The organism is Neobacillus sp. NPDC093182 (genome assembly GCF_044754045.1).
This window is the reverse complement of record NZ_JBIVOI010000002.1, coordinates 130,889-149,573: the sequence shown is the minus strand read 5'-3', so window position 1 is coordinate 149,573 and position 18,685 is coordinate 130,889. Positions and strand designations below refer to the sequence as shown.

Here is an 18,685-nt window from a genome sequence, read left to right as displayed (position 1 = left end):
TTTATGCATTTACTTCTGTTAAAAGGAAAAGCTTAGAAGAGAAATCGCCTAATTTTTCTCTACTCCAATATTCTCCGGCTCGATCAGTATAATTTTCGGCGAGGACGATTCCAATATTCATCAGTTCATCACCGTAGTGGGTGGTCTCTTTACCCTCTATTGCATAAAGTGTGTCTGGATCCAGCCCTTTTAGTTTAATTCGATAGTATTTATCGTTTGGTTTTGCTAAAACTTTGTAATAACCAACCATTGCTTCCTTCTTATCTTCGGAAACAACCATCCAAGAAGCCTCGTTTGATTCAAATGGATTGAGCAATCGATAAAAATGGCCATTTTGAATCAGTTGTCGTTTTTCTTTAAAGAATGAGGTCTGTTCCTTTACTTTGTACTTTTCTTCATCACTTACATTTGTGATATCGAGCTCATATCCGAAGGTGCCAAAATAAGCGACATTTGCTCTCGTATCGATTGGTGTAAGCCTGCCTACTTGGTGATTGGGTACAGCAGAAACATGACTTCCAATCGAGCTTAATGGATAAACCATGGAAGTACCGTATTGTATTTTTAAGCGCTCGGCCGCGTCCGTATCATCACTAGCCCAAGCTTGTGGTGCATAATAAAGCAAACCTGGATCGAAGCGGGCACCGCCGCCTGCGCAAGACTCAAAGAGGATTTCCGGATATTTCTCTATTAATCTTTCGTAAAGTCTGTACACTCCTAAAATATAACGGTGAGCTACCTCTCCCTGCTGATCGAAGTCCAGACTTGCTGAGTAGATTTCGGTCATATAACGGTTCATATCCCATTTAATATAAGATATTTTTGATTTTGATAGGATATTGTCCATTAAAGTAAAGATATGGTCGACTACTTCATTTCTGGAAAAGTCCAAAACAAATTGGTTCCTTCCATGTGACGCCCTTCGGTTCGGGGTTGCAATAATCCAGTCAGGGTGTTGTTGGAACAATTTCGTATCTTTGCAAACCATTTCAGGCTCAAACCAAAGTCCAAACCGCATACCTAACGCATCAATTTTCTCTGATAAGCCTTGAATTCCGTTTGGCAATTTTTCTTTATCCTCAAACCAATCTCCTAATGAGCTAGTATCATCATTTCGTTTCCCGAACCACCCATCGTCTAGAACAAATAGTTCAATTCCTAAATCTCTGGCTGTTTTTGCAATAGATAAGATTTTTTCTTCATTAAAGTTAAAATAAGTAGCTTCCCAGTTATTGATTAAGATTGGACGTTCTCTATCACGCCAATATCCGCGAGCCAGGCGGGTTCGATATAAATCGTGATAAGTTTGGCTCATACCATTCAAGCCTTCGTTTGAATACACCATCACACATTCGGGTGTTTGGAAGGTCTCATTCGGGTTTAATTTCCATTTAAATTGAAACGGGTTAATCCCCATCATTACGCGGGTGACACTATACGTATCTACCTCAACCTGCCCTAAAAAGTTGCCGCTATAAACAAGGCTGAATCCATAGACTTCCCCAGTATGCTCAGTTGTGTCTAATCTTTTTAAGGCTAAAAAAGGATTATGGGTGTGGCTGCTTGCTCCTCTTGCGCTATAAATAGATTGGACTCCTTTGGATATTTTTTGAACCTCTACATGAGCCTCGCGTGCCCAAGCTCCGGCAAGATGGAGCATTTCAAACTCGTCACCTGGAAAATCAACACTTGTACTCATCGCATTATTAATATAGAAAGCCTCTGCACCTGTATTGATAAATCGGGTATTCCTGCATATTACATTCCGCTTCGAATAAATCGTATAGATTAAGATTAATTTGCTTTGTAACACTTCATCTATCAAAGTGATTTCTAATGTATCTGCCTCATTGGAATCTTCCGCATAAGTTGCCGGTAAGTTTTCAAGAGCAGGTTTGCCTGGAATGATTCGGAAGCTGTCGTATTGATAATTTGTAATGCGGCTTCCTATGTAATTGGTTACCGTGTGCGCCGGATAACGAAAATCAGTCGTTCCAAAGCTTGGATATTCTTGCTTGATATGTTCAAGGGATGAAGTATGATCCCCTTCAAACATATTGCAAGAAGGCCGCACTTCTCGTTCAATTAAATGGCTAAAAGAATCTCGATGTTTAATTCTTTTGCCAAAATACAAATGTTCTAAATGGTTGCTTTTTTCTAGAACTCGGAAAATATAACTTATCTGATTGTTATATAGATGAAATTCCTTCGTTAATTGATTTACCTTAATTGTCATTACGACCACCTCTAATAAAGTAGTAAGTTATTAAATTTGGAAACACCTTCATTTTCGCTTTAAAAAATGTTTATTTGCTTGTTAGTTAAAATTTTAACAATTTAATTAATCAATTACAACATATTTTCTTTCTTTTTAAGTAATCGATAAGCTAATATTATGTGAATTTGAATACATCATAACTTTAGTTATATCTAACCACAATCATTGGTTAAAACCGATAGAGTAGATATATCAAGGAATCAAGGCGTTGTGTTGAGTGAAAATTTTAATTTTTAAAATTTCTCAACTAAAAGTATAGACATTTAAAAAAATATGAGTGTATAATGAGTTCATTAAGTAATTTGATTGTCTGTAATTAAGTAATAAAATTATAAAAAGTAAAGTAAATTACTTAATTTTTAGTTGTAAAAAACTAAGAATAGAGATATGATAATTACAAAATTCTAATTCTACTAAACAACTAGAGGAGGAATAATAGATTTTAATAATTTGTTTTGAAAAGGTTTACATATTACTTTAAAAATTCAGGGGAAACCCGGGAAAGAGAGGGAGGAAGATGAATAAATCAAGAACATTTTTATTCTACATGTTCATTTTACCTTGGTTAGTAGGTTTCTTTATCTTTACTGCCGGTCCAATGATTTATTCTTTGTACATGTCTTTTACTGATTATTCAGGATTGGGAGCAGCGAATTGGGTGGGGATCGAAAACTACAAGAAGATCTTTACAGAGGATCCTTTGTTTTGGCAGTCCTTATGGAATACCCTATTTTATACCATTATCGGTGTACCGCTCGGTTTAGTAGTTGGATACATGTTGGCAGTATTGTTGAATGCCAAAGTAAAGTTTATGGGAGTATTTAGAACGATATTTTATTTACCATCACTGGTACCAACTGTCGCAAGCTCCTTGCTATGGATTTTAATCTTCCAGCCAGACTTTGGTATTGCAAATGCAATCCTATCATTTTTGCATTTGCCAACGTCTAATTGGTTATTAAGTGAGGGAATGGTTAAGCCTGCTTTGATCATCATGAGTTTATGGGGGGCAGGTGGAGGGATGGTCATTTACCTGGCTGGTCTTCAAAGTGTACCTGCCACTTTATATGAAGCTGCAGAATTAGACGGCGCAGGAAAACTCCGTAAATTCTGGAATGTTACAGTCCCGATGACATCAAATGTAATCTTCTTCAATTTAATCATGGGTCTTATCGGTTCTTTTCAGGTGTTCACACAGGCATATGTTGTCTCAAACGGGAATGGAGGACCAAACTACAAATCTCTATTCTACGTATTCTATCTCTATCAAGATGCCTTTAAATTCTTTAAGATGGGCTATGCTTCGGCCCTTGCATGGATTTTGTTTATCATCATCTTAATCTTCACGGTCATTCAGTTTAAGGTGTTTGGAAAAAAAGTTTATTACGAATTCGATGAGTAATAGAGGGAGGGAGGAATCAGGATGGAACTCGCTGAAGCAAAATCAAACATGAAAGTAAGAGAAAAAAAGGAGCGAAGTATAAGAAAAGGAAAAATCATTGAAAGAACCGTGACTTACGCTCTGTTGATCGGGCTATCAATTATATTTATCTTTCCTTTCCTATGGTTATTAGGTACATCGGTAAAGCCGGAAAGTGAAGCGTTAACTTTCCCGCCAACCATTCTTCCTAAAGAATGGAAGTTTTCTAACTATAAAGATGTTTTTACGATGGTCAGTTTTGGGAAGTATTATTGGAATTCCATCTTTGTCACTTTATTGACCGTTATTGGAACTGTTTTATCTTCCACGGTCGTTGCTTATGGGTTTGCCCGTATTAAGGCAAAAGGAAGTAATTTTTGGTTTATCTTACTATTGACAACGATGATGCTGCCGCCTCAAGTCACGATGATACCTGTATATATGATTTTTTCAAAACTTGGGTGGGTGAATACCTTTTTACCGCTTATTGTCCCGAATTTCTTTGGAAGTGCCTACTTTATATTCATGCTTCGTCAATTCTTTAAGACGATCCCAAAAGAACTCGAAGAATCGGCCTATTTGGATGGGTGCGGTACCTTCGGAATCTTTTGGAGGATCATCCTGCCTTTATCAGTGCCGGCTGTTATAACGGTTGCGTTACTAAGCTTTATGTGGGCATGGAATGATTTCCTTGGACCATTAATTTATCTAAATGATGAATCCATGTACACACTTGCCTTAGGAATTTTACAGTTTAAAGGCGCCCTGATCGTCTCATGGGGACCGATGATGGCTGCCAGCGTACTCATTATCCTGCCGCTGATCATCTTGTTCTTTGTTGGACAGAAATACTTCATCGAAGGTATCGCAACTACTGGCGGTAAAGGGTGATTAAAATTTGGTTTTACTTTAGATAATTGTATTCATTCTTTATGGGTGCATTATCGATCCAATATTTTAAAAATACTTAGGGGGTTCAATCAAATGCGAAAGAAAAAAGGTTTAGGAGTTTTGCTGTTAACACTTGTTTTTGTACTATCCGCTTTTTTATCAGGCTGTTCAGGCTCTAAATCTGAAACATCAAGCTCAAACGGTTCGAAAGATGTCACACTTCGGATTTTAACGTGGAATAACAACCCTGAAGGAACAAAGTTAGAAGGTGAAATTTTTAAAGAGTTTGAAAAAGAAAATCCTGGGATTAAAGTTAAGCCGGTTTATGCTCCATATGATAAATATAATGACAAATTTTTAACCATGTCTGCAGGTGGGGACCAACCTGACTTAGTTTGGCTGCAGCCGAGCTCTATGGGCCAATTTGTTTCAAAAGGTGTTTTAATGGATTTGTCCGATAAAAATATTAATAAAGATGAATATATGCCGAATGTTCTTGAATTAGGACAAGTTGATGGCAAGCAATATGCCTTAATTCGTGATGCATCTACCCAAATGATTGGTTATAACAAAGACATGTTTGATGCAGCTGGTGTACCATATCCAAAAGATGACTGGACTTGGGATGATTTCTTAGCTGCGGCTCAAAAATTAACCAAGGTTGAAAATGGCAAAACCGTTCAATTTGGTATTGAAGGCTTTTATTTAAGTACGTTGTTGTCTTCAAATGGCGGTGCGATTGTAAGCCCAGATGGCAAAAAAGTCCTGATCGATTCACCTGAAACAATTGAGGCCGTTACATTTGCCCGTGATTTAATGAACAAATATAACGTCCAACCAACAAGTGCACAATCACAAGGAATGTCGAACCTATTCCTGACTGGTAAAGCAGCCATGAGAATTACGGGTCCATGGGATTGGGCTGAATATAATAAAAATGTTAAGTTTAAGTGGGATATTGTACCGATTCCAGCTGGTAAAGCAGGAAATATTTCCCCTGCTGCGTACCTTCCAATCGGAATCGGCAAGAATACAAAGCATTCAGAAGAAGCATTTAAATTGTTGGAATTCTTAACAACAGGCAAAGGTCAAGATATCCAGGCCAAGATTATTTCAGCTGTTCCTACTGTAAAACGTAATTCTGACCAGATTACAACCATGTCCAATGCTCCAGAAAATGCAGAAGCTTTAGCAACCATTCTGCAAGAAGGAAAGACTGTAATGCCTGCTCCATACATTCCTGAATATGCAGAGATTGAATCAAAGTTTACTCCGGTAACGGACAATATTAATCTGAAAAATTTAGATCCTGCTAAAGAATTAAAGAAATTAGCAGATCAAATTCGTAAAGAATATAAACTGAAATAAAAAACTTTAATCGGGGTACTTGTTTATGTTTTAAACGAGTACCCTTTTCCCTAGAAGGTGGTTAGGATGAAAAAAGGCGTTGTAAGTATAATCGAATCCAAATTTTTGAGCCTTATTGATTTAATCTACCAATTGGTTAAATCAAGTTTCTTTTTTTGGATCACATTAGTGAAAAACTTTGTATTTTTTGGACTAACAGCATCTTTTTGTACAACGCTTAAAATAATAGAGGAGATTTTATTAGGAAATGGAACTCCGACTAGAATATTGTATAAAGAAATTAGTCCCGAATATAAGGGTTATAAAGGATTATCCATGGTAACGTCCTTTCTACTAATCTATTTTAGTGCGTTCATTATTTTACCGTTTCCTAATTCCATTAGCAGTAATACTGCATCAATTATAAAGTTTTCTATGATCTATCTTTTTCTTTTGTCCCTAGTGTTGTTTACCTATATTTCGTGGATTTTAGTAAATATGGATTTAAGCGTAAAGCAATCGATTATGTTTGGTTTTTATTTAATGATAAAGCGGTTCCTCAGAACCATTATCCTGATTTTATTCATGATCGTTCTGTTTAGTTTATCCTATAAAAATTTTATCTTCTTTATTTTTCTAGCACCTGCTATTTATGCACTGGGCGTAAGAATAGTATTAAAAAATATAGTAGTTAGATAGGGACTTTATAAATTTTTCAAACTAGAAAGGGGAAAAAATGATGGAAAAGAAATATACGAATGTTATCCCAGAAGGTTTTATGTGGGGAGGCGCTGTTACATCTTTCCAAACAGAAGGCGCATGGAATGAAGATGGAAAGGGACCATCTATTGTTGATGCAAGACCTGTAAAGGAAGGACAATCAGACTGGAAAACGGCTGTGGATTTTTATCACCGTTATAAGGAAGATATTGCACTATTTAAAGAAATGGGCTTTAATGCCTATCGTACAAGCATTTCGTGGTCAAGAATTTTTCCTGATGGTGAAGGCGAAGTAAATGAAAAAGGTCTTCAGTTTTATGATGACTTATTTGATGAAATGCTTGCGAATGGCATCCAGCCAGTTATCACCCTTTATCACTTTGATTTACCGCTTGCTCTTGCGGAAAAATATAATGGCTTCGCTTCAAGAAAAGTAGTTGACTTATTTGAGCGTTATGCAAGAACCGTGTTTAAGCGTTTTGGCCATAAAATAAAATACTGGCTTACCTTTAATGAACAGAATTTAGTTTTAACAAATCCGGAGTTCTGGGGAGTCAAATTAGATGGTGCCGAAAATGAAGAAGCATTAAGATATCAAGTCACTCATAATGCGTTCGTTACCCATGGAAAAGCAGTTAAAGCTCTTCATGAACTTGTACCAGGCGGACAAATGGCTGGTATGGTTACCTATCAGGTAACGTATCCACATACTTGCAAACCGGAAGATACTATTGCAAATATAAAAGCAAAAGAACTATTGGTTGATTTCTATTTTGATGTATTTGCGCATGGGGAATATCCTTCTTATGTTACAAAAGATCTTGAGAGAAAAGGCATTATGCCAGTCTTTGAAGATGGCGATGCTGAACTTTTAAAAGAAAATACCGTCGATTACTTAAGCATTAGCTATTACCAAAGCCAGACAGTAAGTGCGGAGAAAGCAGACGGAAAGTGGCTTATTTCAGGTATGACTCCAAACCCTAACTTAAAGACAAATGAGTGGGGCTGGGCAATCGACCCAATCGGATTCAGAGTTTGCTTGAAGGATATGTATGCCCGTTATCGCTTGCCTATTTTTATTACAGAAAATGGGATTGGTGTTCGAGAAGAATTAAATGAAAACAATACTGTCGAAGATGACTACCGTATTGAATACGTAAGTGAGCATATCAAGCAAATGAAAATTGCCATGGAAGAGGGAGTAGATGTAATTGGATACCTTACATGGGGTTCAACGGATCTTATTAGCTCCGGGGGGCAATTTGAAAAGCGCTATGGATTTGTCTTTGTTAACCGAGGCGAAACCGATATGAGAGATTTAAAGAGATATAAGAAAAAGAGTTTTGATTGGTATAAGAAAGTAATTGCAACGAACGGTGAAGAATTAGAATTTCCCGAAAGTGCTTCTGTAAAATAATTCAGCTTAACTCATCATACTAAATGGATTTTTAATAAAAGGGGGATTAGTGGGCAGCTATTAATCCCCTTTTTTTATTTTAAGGGGGCAACGATTATGAATTTCGATACAATGAAGATTCCAAGAAATTTTATATTGGGGGCCGCAGCCTCCGCCTGGCAAACAGAAGGATGGGCAGGGAAAAAGGCAGAACAGGATTCGTATCTTGATCTCTGGTATAAAAATAACAAGCATGTCTGGCATAACGGTTATGGTCCTGGGATTGCAACTGATTTTTACCATCGTTACAAAGAAGATATTTCATTAATGAAAGAAATAGGACTGACCCATTATCGAACCTCCATTAATTGGTCTCGTTTTTTGTCAGACTATGAAAATGTTATTGTTGATGAAGAATATGCAGATTATACAGGTCAGGTTATTAATGAACTATTAAAAAACGGGATTGAACCAATGATTTGTTTGGAACATTATGAGCTTCCTGCCGAATTATTTGAAACCTATGGTGGTTGGGGTTCAAAGCATGTCGTGGACTTATTCGTAAAATATGTGGAAAAGGTATTTGAACGGTATGGGGATCGGGTAAAAAATTGGTTTACATTCAATGAGCCGATCGTAGTTCAAACGCGTGTATATCTTGATGCGATTCGCTATCCTTTTGAACAAAATACAAAAAAATGGATGCAGTGGAATTTTAACAAAGCCCTAGCAACAGCAAAAGCGGTTCAACTGTTTAAGCAGAAGGAATATAAGGAAAGATATGGATCTAAAATTGGGGTAATATTAAATCCAGAGGTTACCTACGCTCGCTCTTTGGCTGATCATGATATTGAAGCAGCAAGGATTTATGATCTATTGTTTAATCGGATCTTTTTGGATCCGTCCATTAATGGGGAATTTCCGCCGGAACTTTTTGAGTTAATGGAAAAACATGATATTTTATTTGATTCAACGGAGAATGAGTTACAAATAATAAAAGAAAATACTGTGGATTATGTCGGTTTGAATCTTTACTTCCCGCATCGTGTTAAAGCTAGAACGACAGCCTGGAATGGGAGTACTCCATTCCATCCTGCCTATTATTATGAAATGTTTGATCTTCCAGGCAAGAAAATGAATCCATATCGCGGATGGGAAATCTACCCGCAAATTATGTTTGATATGGCAATGAGAATGAAGGAAGACTATGGAAATATCGAATGGTTTATTGCGGAAAATGGTATGGGGGTTGAAAATGAGTTCAGATTCAAGAATGATGAAGGGATTATTCAAGATGATTACCGGATTGAATTCATTAGTGATCACTTAAAATGGTTGCTAAAAGCTGTCGAACAAGGCTCTAATTGTACAGGTTATATGCTATGGGCGTTCACAGATAATGTTTCACCAATGAATGCTTTCAAAAACAGGTATGGACTGGTAGAAATTAATCTAGAAGAGAACCGTAATCGTAAAATGAAGAAGTCTGCCTATTGGTATATGAACCTCATTGAGAAAAGAGAATTACAAATTCATAAGGATGTATTTAGATAAGGTGATAGTAGCTAACACATGAGTATATGTGTTGTCGAATGGCCTAATTGCTCGGAAACTACTTTAGAGTGAAAGGGGAAAAATGATCGGAGGAATGGAGCCGACAGGTCATTATTGGCTTAATCTAGCTCCATTAGTTCCTTAAAAATTTATTTGATTATCTTGGTCAACTTATATTGAAGTTTTTCAATTTATTAGGAAAAAAAACGCTAACAAACGTTAGCAGCTTTTCAAATCAAATAATTGGGCAGCATAATTAGAATGAAGGCAAGCTTGAGAATTCTTTTTCAAAATCATATCCAACCACATCGGGCACTGATATGGATTTTGCCATTAAAGTTGAATAAAAAATCTTTCCTCCTTTTGGATTCTTTTGTTATTTTATCTACATCGATGTCAAACACTAAGAAATAATGAGAATCCTTTAACGAGCAAAATGGTTGTAACTCCAATAGAATAAAAGGTTCATAGTGGAAAGGATAAAATATTTCAAAAGCAGCTGATACAAATATGGCTTTTGTATCCCAAATAGGAGGGAAGCTTTTTTTTGTGATGTACCAACTTTCAGGAACTAATTGGACATATGTTTTTTGACCAACTTTATATACGGCATGATAATTGTTCCTCCACCGCCAGAGCTTTCTTCCACGAAGCTAACATAGAAGGGTTAGTTAACCCAAAATGAAGGGCTGTATCAACCTCTGAAGAACCTGTGCTTTTCATAAAGCTTAATACATCCAGCTTAAATTGAACAGAGTAAGTTTCCTTACTCTTCTTTTTCATTAAACCTTTCCCCCCCAATTTTTCGTAAACTTTTACCCATCTCATGATGCGTGTATGGTCCTTCATATTATGCTTTTGTGCTAAAAGCCTAAATCCTAATTTACCTTCTTGATGAATTACCGAGTCTATTGGGAGGCTTTTATAAAACTAAGTATTGTCAAAAGAACGGTTTACTACCGAATTATTCGTTACCGAATGTAGGTAGTTATAAAGTATTGATTGAAGATCGACATTCTTTTATTGAGTGTGTTGCAACTGTAAAGTGTAAAAAATATATTCAGATTCATCATGAAATGTCCACACTGCCGAATTTATTAACGATACAATGGGTTGAGCGATTAAAAAACAATACAAAGCTGATTATTTAGCCTTTGATTCATTTAATGAGCACAGAGTCTACAGATGAAGTCCGTGTATTGCTCGATAACTTTGGGTCAAAGGATCCTGATGACTTAATCGACAAGTAGAATGTTGGAATACTTAAAAAACAATGACAAAAAAGGACCTATTGGTGGGGTGGGGCTTCTTCTATAAAATAATAAGGTCAAACTCTTAATAATAAAAAAATAAAACTTTCCACATACAACCTAGTGTCCGAAAATCCTGTAGACCATGTAATTGAAACTTATATCATTCCACACCGCACCTTTTTGGTACGCAACACAATTTGCTGTATATCACGATACTTTTCATCGAATATATGGCTTATTCTTTTATCTCAACTAACCCTTTGATTGTTGCCTACTAAGGGTACCTTAATGAACTACTTATGTTCACATAATTGTAGAAAAACTCTTGAAAGGAATAAATTTATCTAAGGTCTAATGTGATATTATTCTATCAAATAGATGTAGCAAAATGGAAATAGTACCAATAAAAAAATTAGACTTTCAATTTTGATGTATTTGTCCTCCATCCTTCTCCATCAAACTAATGTTTTTATGAGAACCTTCAATAATAAATGTTGCTCTCAAATTATGATAATTTTTTTGAACAACCTCCTTATTAAATCTTCACATGTTTCTGCTCTCACACCAATAAATTCCACGTTAGTACGAGAAGTTTAATAAATATCAAACCTGAAGGGGGTGGAATCCATGTAAACATTTAATCCTTTACAAGTTTCCTAAGACTAATTATTTCAGGTAAATAATTTATGAAGGAGGATCATTAATGGGTCACGATATTTCAGGATACAATAATGCAGGAGAAGAAATTGCTTACGCTCGTTTTAGCATGGGGAATTATAATTCTACCATCCTTTACAGTTTACTAGACGCAAATAAATTCTATGCAGGAGTTAGTGGGTCAGGTAACAGTACTACCTTTTCAATTAAACAATTTGAAAAAGCTTTAAATACCTATAATCAATTATATGGTAATTCCCTATCAGAAAGAGATTGGGATTTAAAACAAATCCAGGATTTTATCCAAAACTGTATGGCAACTGCACAAAAAGAAGGGAGTGTAAATGTGTATTTTGGTTAATGTATGAAGACTGTTTGCAAAATACTAAAAGGTCCGCTGCGAGTGCAATGTATCCTATAGTTGTATATACCTTCACATGTAACAATTTGCATTACATCTCCAGAAAATCTTTTAATTTTTTTCTTATTTCCCCAAAAAATACCTGCTTTATTTTCTTTTAAACCAAACCAATCCAAGCAATAAATGAGAGTCGGAAAAGTTTTTAAATAAATATTATAGAATTTTATTGCATCTACAAATAATGTAGATGTTTTTTTATTGGAATGTACTTACTAATATAAAAATTGGGCTCTTGTGTTTTAGATGTTTTTATTTAATATTCCCATTACAATTTAGAAAAAAATCTTTCAAGCCTCGGGGCGTAACAGGCATCTATTTAATGTTAAAATAAAATCAATTATTTCATGAGATTCAATAAAAGGTGGAAGGAACGATGTTCTGCCTGCACCCTGTTTTAGTGCATATAAATAAAGGATGGGAGAAAATGTTAAATTTAACAGCATTAATGCTTGAAAAAGTCGGTATCATTGTCATAGTTGCTTTTTTACTTTCACAAATGAGATCATTTCGTCATGTTATTCAAGCTAATCACAAGACAAATGAGAGAATCCTGCTTATTTTACTATTTGGTGCCTTTGGGATTATTAGTAATTATACAGGAGTTGAAGTTCATTATAATTCTATTAATAGAGCGACGTGGCTTTCTGAACTAGAACACGAGAGTGCTCTGGCAAATACAAGAGTGATGGGGGTAGTCATTGGAGGTTTGCTTGGCGGCCCGATAGTGGGTGTTGGTGCAGGACTGGTTGCTGGAGTTCATCGTTACACTCTTGGTGGTTTCACCGCATTCTCGTGTGCAATTTCTACTATTCTAGCTGGAATTATAGCAGGTTACTTTGGGAAAAAAAGAAAACAGATGGGGAAACAAATCACTGCTGGATTTGCTGTCATGATCGGGATGATAATGGAATCCGTACAAATGTTACTCATTCTTGTTATGGCTAAACCGCTTGAACAAGCGTGGAGTCTTGTACAATTCATTAGCTTACCGATGATATTCGGCAATGGATTAGGTACATTGCTGTTTATGTTCATTATAAAGGCAATAAAACGTGATAAAGAACTTACACGTGCAAATCAAACTAACCAGGCATTTCTTATTGCTGATCAAACTCTACCGTATTTTCGACAAGGCTTAAATATCGATTCCTGCAGGGAAATAGCGGACATTATGCTAAAACTAACCGCTGCTGATGCGGTTTCCATTACAGATGACCAACAAGTCCTAGCTCATGTCGGCGCAGCATCGGATCACCATATTCCTAAGTCAAAGCCGGAGACGGGCTTGACAAAAAAAGTGCTCGAAGGCGGCAGGATTTCAATTGCGAGGTCGAAGAAAGGAATTCTCTGTGTTCATAAAAATTGTCCGTTAGAAGCCGCCATTGTACTGCCGTTAATGGTTAAGAATAAAATCGTTGGTACATTAAAAATGTACTATACCGAGCCTGGAAAATTAGATAAAGTCCAACAGGAATTAGCAGAAGGACTTGCTAATCTCTTTTCTACACAGCTGGAGCTTGCAGAAGCAGAAAGACAGACGAAGCTATTAAAAGATGCAGAAATTAAAGCCTTACAGGCACAAATTCATCCGCATTTTTTATTTAACAGTATCAATACTATCTCAGCACTTTGCCGTACAGACGCAGATAAAGCGCGTAAATTACTGTTGGAGCTCAGTTCGTTTTTTCGCGGAAATCTCCAGGGAGCCAGGCAGATGCTTCTCCCGTTGGAGAACGAATTGGCAAATGTCAGGGCTTATCTATCTTTGGAACAGACCCGTTTTCCAAATAAGTACCTCGTAGATTTTCAAATTGAACAAGGTCTCGAAAAGGTACTGATTCCGCCGTTTACCCTTCAACCATTGGTAGAAAATGCGATTCACTATGGCTTTCCTCGAAGTAAATCTGAAGGGAGAATCACCATCCGGATTTTTTCCGAAAATAATCAATTGCAAATAATTGTTGCGGATAATGGAAAAGGCATTCCCGAGGAGAGGATAGAAGTGTTAGGTAAACAAACTGTATTTTCTAAAAAAGGAAATGGTACAGCAATTTTTAATATAAATGAACGTCTTAAAGGAATTTATAATGGTAAAGCCTGTTTAACTATAAAAAGTAAAGTGGACTGTGGAACAACTGTAACGATTTCCATTCCGCTCGACTCTAAAGGAGTTGTTGATCAAAGTGCTTAAAGCTTACATAGTAGATGATGAACCATTAGCAAGGGATGAATTAAAATACTTGCTGACTCGCAGCAAACAGGTGGTTGCCTTAGGTGAAAGTGATAGTGTCGAGGAGGCCATGGCAGATATTTTTGAGCTAAAACCAGATCTTGTCTTTTTAGATATTGAACTAGATGAAGATAGTGGACTGGACTTAGCAAAGAAATTAGAAAAACTTAAACCAGCTCCAGCGATTGTTTTTGCTACAGCTTACGATGAGTTTGCATTAAAGGCATTTGAATTAAATGCAGTGGATTACATATTAAAACCCTTTGATGAAGAACGTATCGGAAAAACACTGGAAAAAATTAAAAGGATGCAAAAAATTGGGGATCAGGATTTTCCCATTTATTCCTCTATGAATAACAACCAAAATGGAAAAATTGCCGTCCTTGTCGATGAAAGAATTATTTTGTTAACCTATGCTGACATTGTTTATTTAGAATCCAGTGAGGGTAAGTGCATAATCGAAACAGTTGACCGAAAATACAAGGTAAGTGAGACCCTCATTGTACTAGAGAAAAAGCTAACGAACACCAAATTTCTTCGTGTTCATCGCAGTTTTATTGTAAACATCGATTATATCGTAGAAATAGAGCCTTGGTTTAACTCTACCTATAATTTAATCATGAAGAACGGCTCAAAAGTACCTGTCAGCCGAACCTATGTAAAAGGTTTAAAGCAGATTCTAGGATTTTAAATTTTTGTTTTTCATATGTCCATTCGTGTATTTCACCTGTCGGTTTTTGCAATTCACCCTTCCATTCTTGCAAGTTATCGTGAAAATAAAATAAAAACGTTTTCATTTTGTAAAATTATGATTATTAATAACAAGAAATGGAGGGGGAGTAAATAATGAATGCGATTTCAATTGTAATTGGTTCAATATGTATCCTCTTAATCGTTTATCGTTTATATGGCACATTTATGGCGGCAAAAGTTTTGAAGCTTAATGATTCAAAGCCTACACCTGCTCAGAAATTAGAAGATGGACAAGATTATGTACCTACAAATAAATGGGTTGTATTTGGTCACCATTTTGCTGCGATTGCTGCAGCAGGTCCTTTAGTTGGTCCAATCTTGGCAGCACAATTCGGTTATTTACCAGGACTACTTTGGCTGTTAATTGGAGCCGTAATTGGTGGAGCTGTCCACGATATGGTCGTTCTCTTTGCATCAATGCGCAGAGAGGGAAAATCTTTATCAGAGGTTGCAAAGGAAGAACTCGGTCCTGTAGCAGGATTCTGTACAGGATTAGCGATGTTATTCATTATCACCATTACTATGGCAGGTTTGTCAATGGTTGTGTTGGGGGCACTTGAAAGAAACCCATGGGGAACATTTGCAGTTGGAATTACCATTCCGATTGCAATGGGTGTTGGATTATATCATAAAAAGACCGGCAATTTAAAACTAGCTACAACTGTTGGTTTCATTCTAATCATGGCAGCCATTGTTTGGGGACCAAACATTCAAGGTACATGGTTAGGAGATTTGTTAACACTTGAAAAAAGTACGCTTGCTCTTATACTACCAATCTATGCATTTTTTGCTGCAGCATTACCAGTCTGGTTATTACTGGCACCACGTGATTATTTAAGTACATTTATGAAGATAGGGGTATTCGCAGCGTTGATTGTTGGGGTATTCATTGTAAACCCAGAAGTTCAATTTCCTGCCTTTACAGATTTTATTAATGGCGGCGGTCCTGTTGTTGCTGGTCCAGTTTGGCCGTTTATTTCGATTACAATTGCTTGCGGAGCAATTTCAGGATTCCACGCATTCGTTGGTTCTGGTACAACACCGAAGATGGTCAGCCGCTGGGGCGACATTAAAGGTGTAGCTTTTGGGGCAATGCTTGTTGAATGCTTAGTGGCAATTATGGCTTTAATTGCTGCCATCTCTTTACAGCCGGGAGATTATTTTGCAATCAATTCAACTCCAGAAAAATTCGCAACACTTGGAATGGAAACCGTTGAACTTAATGAACTCGAGGAAAAGGTGGGAATGGACCTTGAAGGAAGAACAGGTGGAGCCGTTACCCTCGCTGTAGGAATGACATACATCTTCGCTGCAGTTCCATTTTTCGCAAAATTAGCATCATATTTCTACCAATTTGTCATTCTATTTGAGGCTGTCTTTATCTTAACTGCGATTGATTCAGGAACGAGGGTTGCTCGTTATCTGATTCAAGATTTCCTTGGAGACTTTATTAAACCATTAAAACGTACAGATTCACTAGGAGCAAATATCTTTGCCAGTGCATTAGCGTGCTTCGTCTGGGGATATCTTCTTTTCTCAGGGGACATCAGTTCCGTCTGGGCACTATTTGGTGTATCGAACCAATTAATGGCTTCAATCGGACTCATTGTCGGTGCAACAGTAATCCTTAAAATTGCTGAAAAGCGCTGGTACATGCTGACATGTCTAATCCCGCTTGCTTACCTATTTGTAACTGTAATGACTGCAGGCTACTGGATGATTAAAAACGTCTACTTCAATGTAGATAATGCTGGTTTCAGCGTATTAAACGGAATTCTATCCATTATCATGCTCATCCTTGGTATTGTAATTATGGTTGCTTCAATCAACAAATGGATTAAGCTTTGGAAGATTCCACAAAATATATTAGTAGAACAATCGGAAAAAGAAGTAGCATAAATAACAAGCACCCATTCGAATTAATGAATGGGTGCTGTTTTTTAGGAGTTCCTCATTGAAGCTTTGCGGAAATTGATTTAAAGAAACCGAAACCAGATAATTTAAGTAATGGGACTTTTTGATTAAAAAAAGTGAAAAATGTAGTTTCATGGAAGAAAAAGCAGGATAATACTTTTTAAAAATGAATATATATAACAACTAGTATCTTCAGTTCGTCTAAGTTGTTTCGAGAGCTTGACCAAAAAACATACGATTATGAAACTGTAATAGGAAAACCAATCGATTCTTTCCACCAGGAAGACCTTCCCTTAACTCAGGTAGCTGCAGACAGAAAAGGATCGGAATCATTTTATTCATCCAGCCTAAACAATTTATGAAAGAAGGTATGCCGTATGAACGAAAAGTTTTTTGCTGACTATCAAAAATTTATTGTTGCACCGGTCGATGAAAAGTTAAATGGTAAAGAATCATTTGATCCAAAAAATTATGCTTCACATTATATCATGACACTGTCTATTTTTAATTCGCGTATAACGACTTGGAAAGATGCAGGTAAATATGAAATAGATGTTGACAAAAGTATTAAAACGGTTCTGAAAGAATTTAATATAAAGCACCATGAAAGGTACCATCTTCAATTACTTGAATTAGATAAGTTTAAAAACTATTTTGTATTGGCTCTTTCCTCAAAAACAGAATTTGAAACAAATGAAGAAAATGACAGAATATCTTTTATTGTTGATAGAATGCTAACGAACCCTTTTTATGTAGGACAAGGGTGGTTCAACTTAATTGGTGAAAAAGGAAGAGTAGCACGTAAGCTCTTTTGTTGTTCATTTATGAAATATGTAATAGAGAACCAAGATCATTTGAAAATAGACAAAAAATTCGAAAGCATCAGTGGATTCATCTCAAAAAATGATGAGATTAAGCTTGTAAAAAGTTTCTAAAAGTTTAGGACTACGTTCGTTCAAGGCTCTTCATCGCTTTTTTAAGATATATGTCAAAGGATTTCGAGGGGCGAGTGAATTAAGAAATCAACTGAAATTTATTCATTGTCCAATGAGCAATTTTTTTCGTGGATATATTAAATCCATCAAAACAAAAGCACCCCATGTGTTGCCACGTACACGCTGGACAAGTTGGGTGTTTCTTGCAGATAGTTATAAAAGAAGAAGCAGGAACCCGTTAATGGGCAGCCTGCTTCTTCTATTGGTTATGAAGATTTTAGTAAATGGTATAAAACTTAAGCGTTCGTATTTAATCTTGCCTCCAATTCCTGTCTAATCTTGCTTTCATTTTTTTCATATTTAATGTATTTAAACATAATAATTGCACCTACAGCAAAGAAAATTGCCGGTAACCAAGTGAAGCAAAACTTGATGGCTGCTAATGATTGAGATGTTTGTTCAGCATTTGCCACATAACCAGCAGCACCTAGTATTAATGAAGGAATAAAGCTGCCTAATCCCGCACCTAGCTTAATACAGAAAGAAATTCCCACTGCTGTCAAAAATCCGCTGGCTCTAACACCGTTTTTCCACTCACCATATTCGACAGTATCTGAAAGCATTGCAAAAGGCAAAGTAACTGCTATACCGGTACCCAGTGAAGCTACTGTCCATCCAATAATAATCATCGTGATGTTACTTCCTGCGAATCCAATAATGATTTGCCCCAAGGCTGCCAATGACAATCCGATAATTTGTGTATGGGACTGTCATGTGTTTTGCAAGTGGTTGCTTTCGCTCTTCATGTTTCCTTTATCTCTTATGCCCTGTGCCTGTCATCTCATCGAAAAAAGTGGAACAAGCTTCTAATTATTCTGGGATGTTTGTTATTGAAAAAGTTCTAAATATATATAAC

General features: G+C 36.4%; 14 protein-coding genes and 1 pseudogene. 12 read left to right on the top strand and 3 right to left on the bottom strand.

Features of this window, described 5'->3' with window-relative positions; all coding sequences use genetic code 11:
• Position 1: 1 nt before the first annotated feature.
• The gene (locus ACIQAA_RS05300) at positions 2-2,236 is read right to left on the bottom strand and encodes an alpha-galactosidase (protein ID WP_402615951.1); all 2,235 of its coding nucleotides are present in this window, start codon (positions 2,234-2,236) and stop codon (positions 2-4) included.
• A gap of 559 nt (positions 2,237-2,795) precedes the next feature.
• On the opposite strand from ACIQAA_RS05300, the gene ACIQAA_RS05295 reads away from it, so the two are divergent.
• The 6 genes from ACIQAA_RS05295 (at position 2,796) to ACIQAA_RS05270 (ending at position 9,606) form a co-directional block, all read left to right on the top strand.
• Positions 2,796-3,680: a carbohydrate ABC transporter permease gene (locus ACIQAA_RS05295; RefSeq protein ID WP_402615948.1), complete on the top strand. Its 885-nt coding sequence runs from the start codon at positions 2,796-2,798 to the stop codon at positions 3,678-3,680.
• 21 nt (positions 3,681-3,701) lie between these two features.
• Positions 3,702-4,589, top strand: coding sequence for a carbohydrate ABC transporter permease (locus ACIQAA_RS05290; protein WP_402615945.1), 888 nt, complete (start codon positions 3,702-3,704; stop codon positions 4,587-4,589).
• 93 nt (positions 4,590-4,682) lie between these two features.
• A complete protein-coding gene (locus tag ACIQAA_RS05285; RefSeq protein WP_402615942.1) occupies positions 4,683-5,957 on the top strand; it encodes an ABC transporter substrate-binding protein in 1,275 nt (424 codons plus the stop codon).
• 66 nt (positions 5,958-6,023) lie between these two features.
• Complete coding sequence (locus tag ACIQAA_RS05280) at positions 6,024-6,635, top strand: hypothetical protein (protein ID WP_402615939.1); 612 nt, start codon at positions 6,024-6,026, stop codon at positions 6,633-6,635.
• A 40-nt stretch (positions 6,636-6,675) separates the two neighbouring features.
• Positions 6,676-8,073: a glycoside hydrolase family 1 protein gene (locus tag ACIQAA_RS05275; RefSeq protein WP_402615936.1), complete on the top strand. Its 1,398-nt coding sequence runs from the start codon at positions 6,676-6,678 to the stop codon at positions 8,071-8,073.
• 96 nt (positions 8,074-8,169) lie between these two features.
• Positions 8,170-9,606, top strand: a complete 1,437-nt coding sequence (locus ACIQAA_RS05270) for a glycoside hydrolase family 1 protein (protein ID WP_402615933.1) — start codon at positions 8,170-8,172, stop codon at positions 9,604-9,606.
• A 600-nt stretch (positions 9,607-10,206) separates the two neighbouring features.
• Here the strand turns inward: ACIQAA_RS05270 and ACIQAA_RS05265 are convergent.
• A complete protein-coding gene (locus ACIQAA_RS05265; protein ID WP_402615931.1) occupies positions 10,207-10,389 on the bottom strand; it encodes a hypothetical protein in 183 nt (60 codons plus the stop codon).
• Between the two features lie 557 nt (positions 10,390-10,946).
• Here ACIQAA_RS05265 and ACIQAA_RS05260 point away from each other — a divergent pair.
• From ACIQAA_RS05260 to ACIQAA_RS05235, 6 genes and pseudogenes are all read left to right on the top strand, one after another.
• Positions 10,947-11,123 (top strand): annotated as a pseudogene (locus ACIQAA_RS05260) (DUF5381 family protein); the annotation flags it as partial.
• Between the two features lie 439 nt (positions 11,124-11,562).
• Entirely contained in the window at positions 11,563-11,877 is a 315-nt protein-coding gene (locus tag ACIQAA_RS05255; protein WP_402615928.1) for a hypothetical protein, read from the top strand.
• A 484-nt stretch (positions 11,878-12,361) separates the two neighbouring features.
• Positions 12,362-14,128 (top strand): LytS/YhcK type 5TM receptor domain-containing protein, encoded by a 1,767-nt coding sequence (locus ACIQAA_RS05250; protein WP_402615925.1) that lies wholly within the window; start codon positions 12,362-12,364, stop codon positions 14,126-14,128.
• Positions 14,121-14,858 carry a LytR/AlgR family response regulator transcription factor gene (locus ACIQAA_RS05245; RefSeq protein ID WP_402615922.1) on the top strand — a complete coding sequence of 246 codons (738 nt, stop codon included), beginning with the start codon at positions 14,121-14,123 and terminating at the stop codon, positions 14,856-14,858. The genes ACIQAA_RS05250 and ACIQAA_RS05245 overlap by 8 nt, the downstream gene beginning before the upstream one ends.
• A gap of 155 nt (positions 14,859-15,013) precedes the next feature.
• Entirely contained in the window at positions 15,014-16,819 is a 1,806-nt protein-coding gene (locus ACIQAA_RS05240) for a carbon starvation CstA family protein (RefSeq protein ID WP_402615919.1), read from the top strand.
• A gap of 392 nt (positions 16,820-17,211) precedes the next feature.
• A complete protein-coding gene (locus ACIQAA_RS05235; RefSeq protein WP_402615916.1) occupies positions 17,212-17,769 on the top strand; it encodes a hypothetical protein in 558 nt (185 codons plus the stop codon).
• A 296-nt stretch (positions 17,770-18,065) separates the two neighbouring features.
• On the opposite strand, the gene ACIQAA_RS05230 is transcribed toward ACIQAA_RS05235, so the two are convergent.
• On the bottom strand, positions 18,066-18,521 hold the full coding sequence (locus ACIQAA_RS05230; protein WP_402617071.1) for an MFS transporter: 456 nt from the start codon (positions 18,519-18,521) through the stop codon (positions 18,066-18,068).
• Positions 18,522-18,685: the final 164 nt, after the last annotated feature.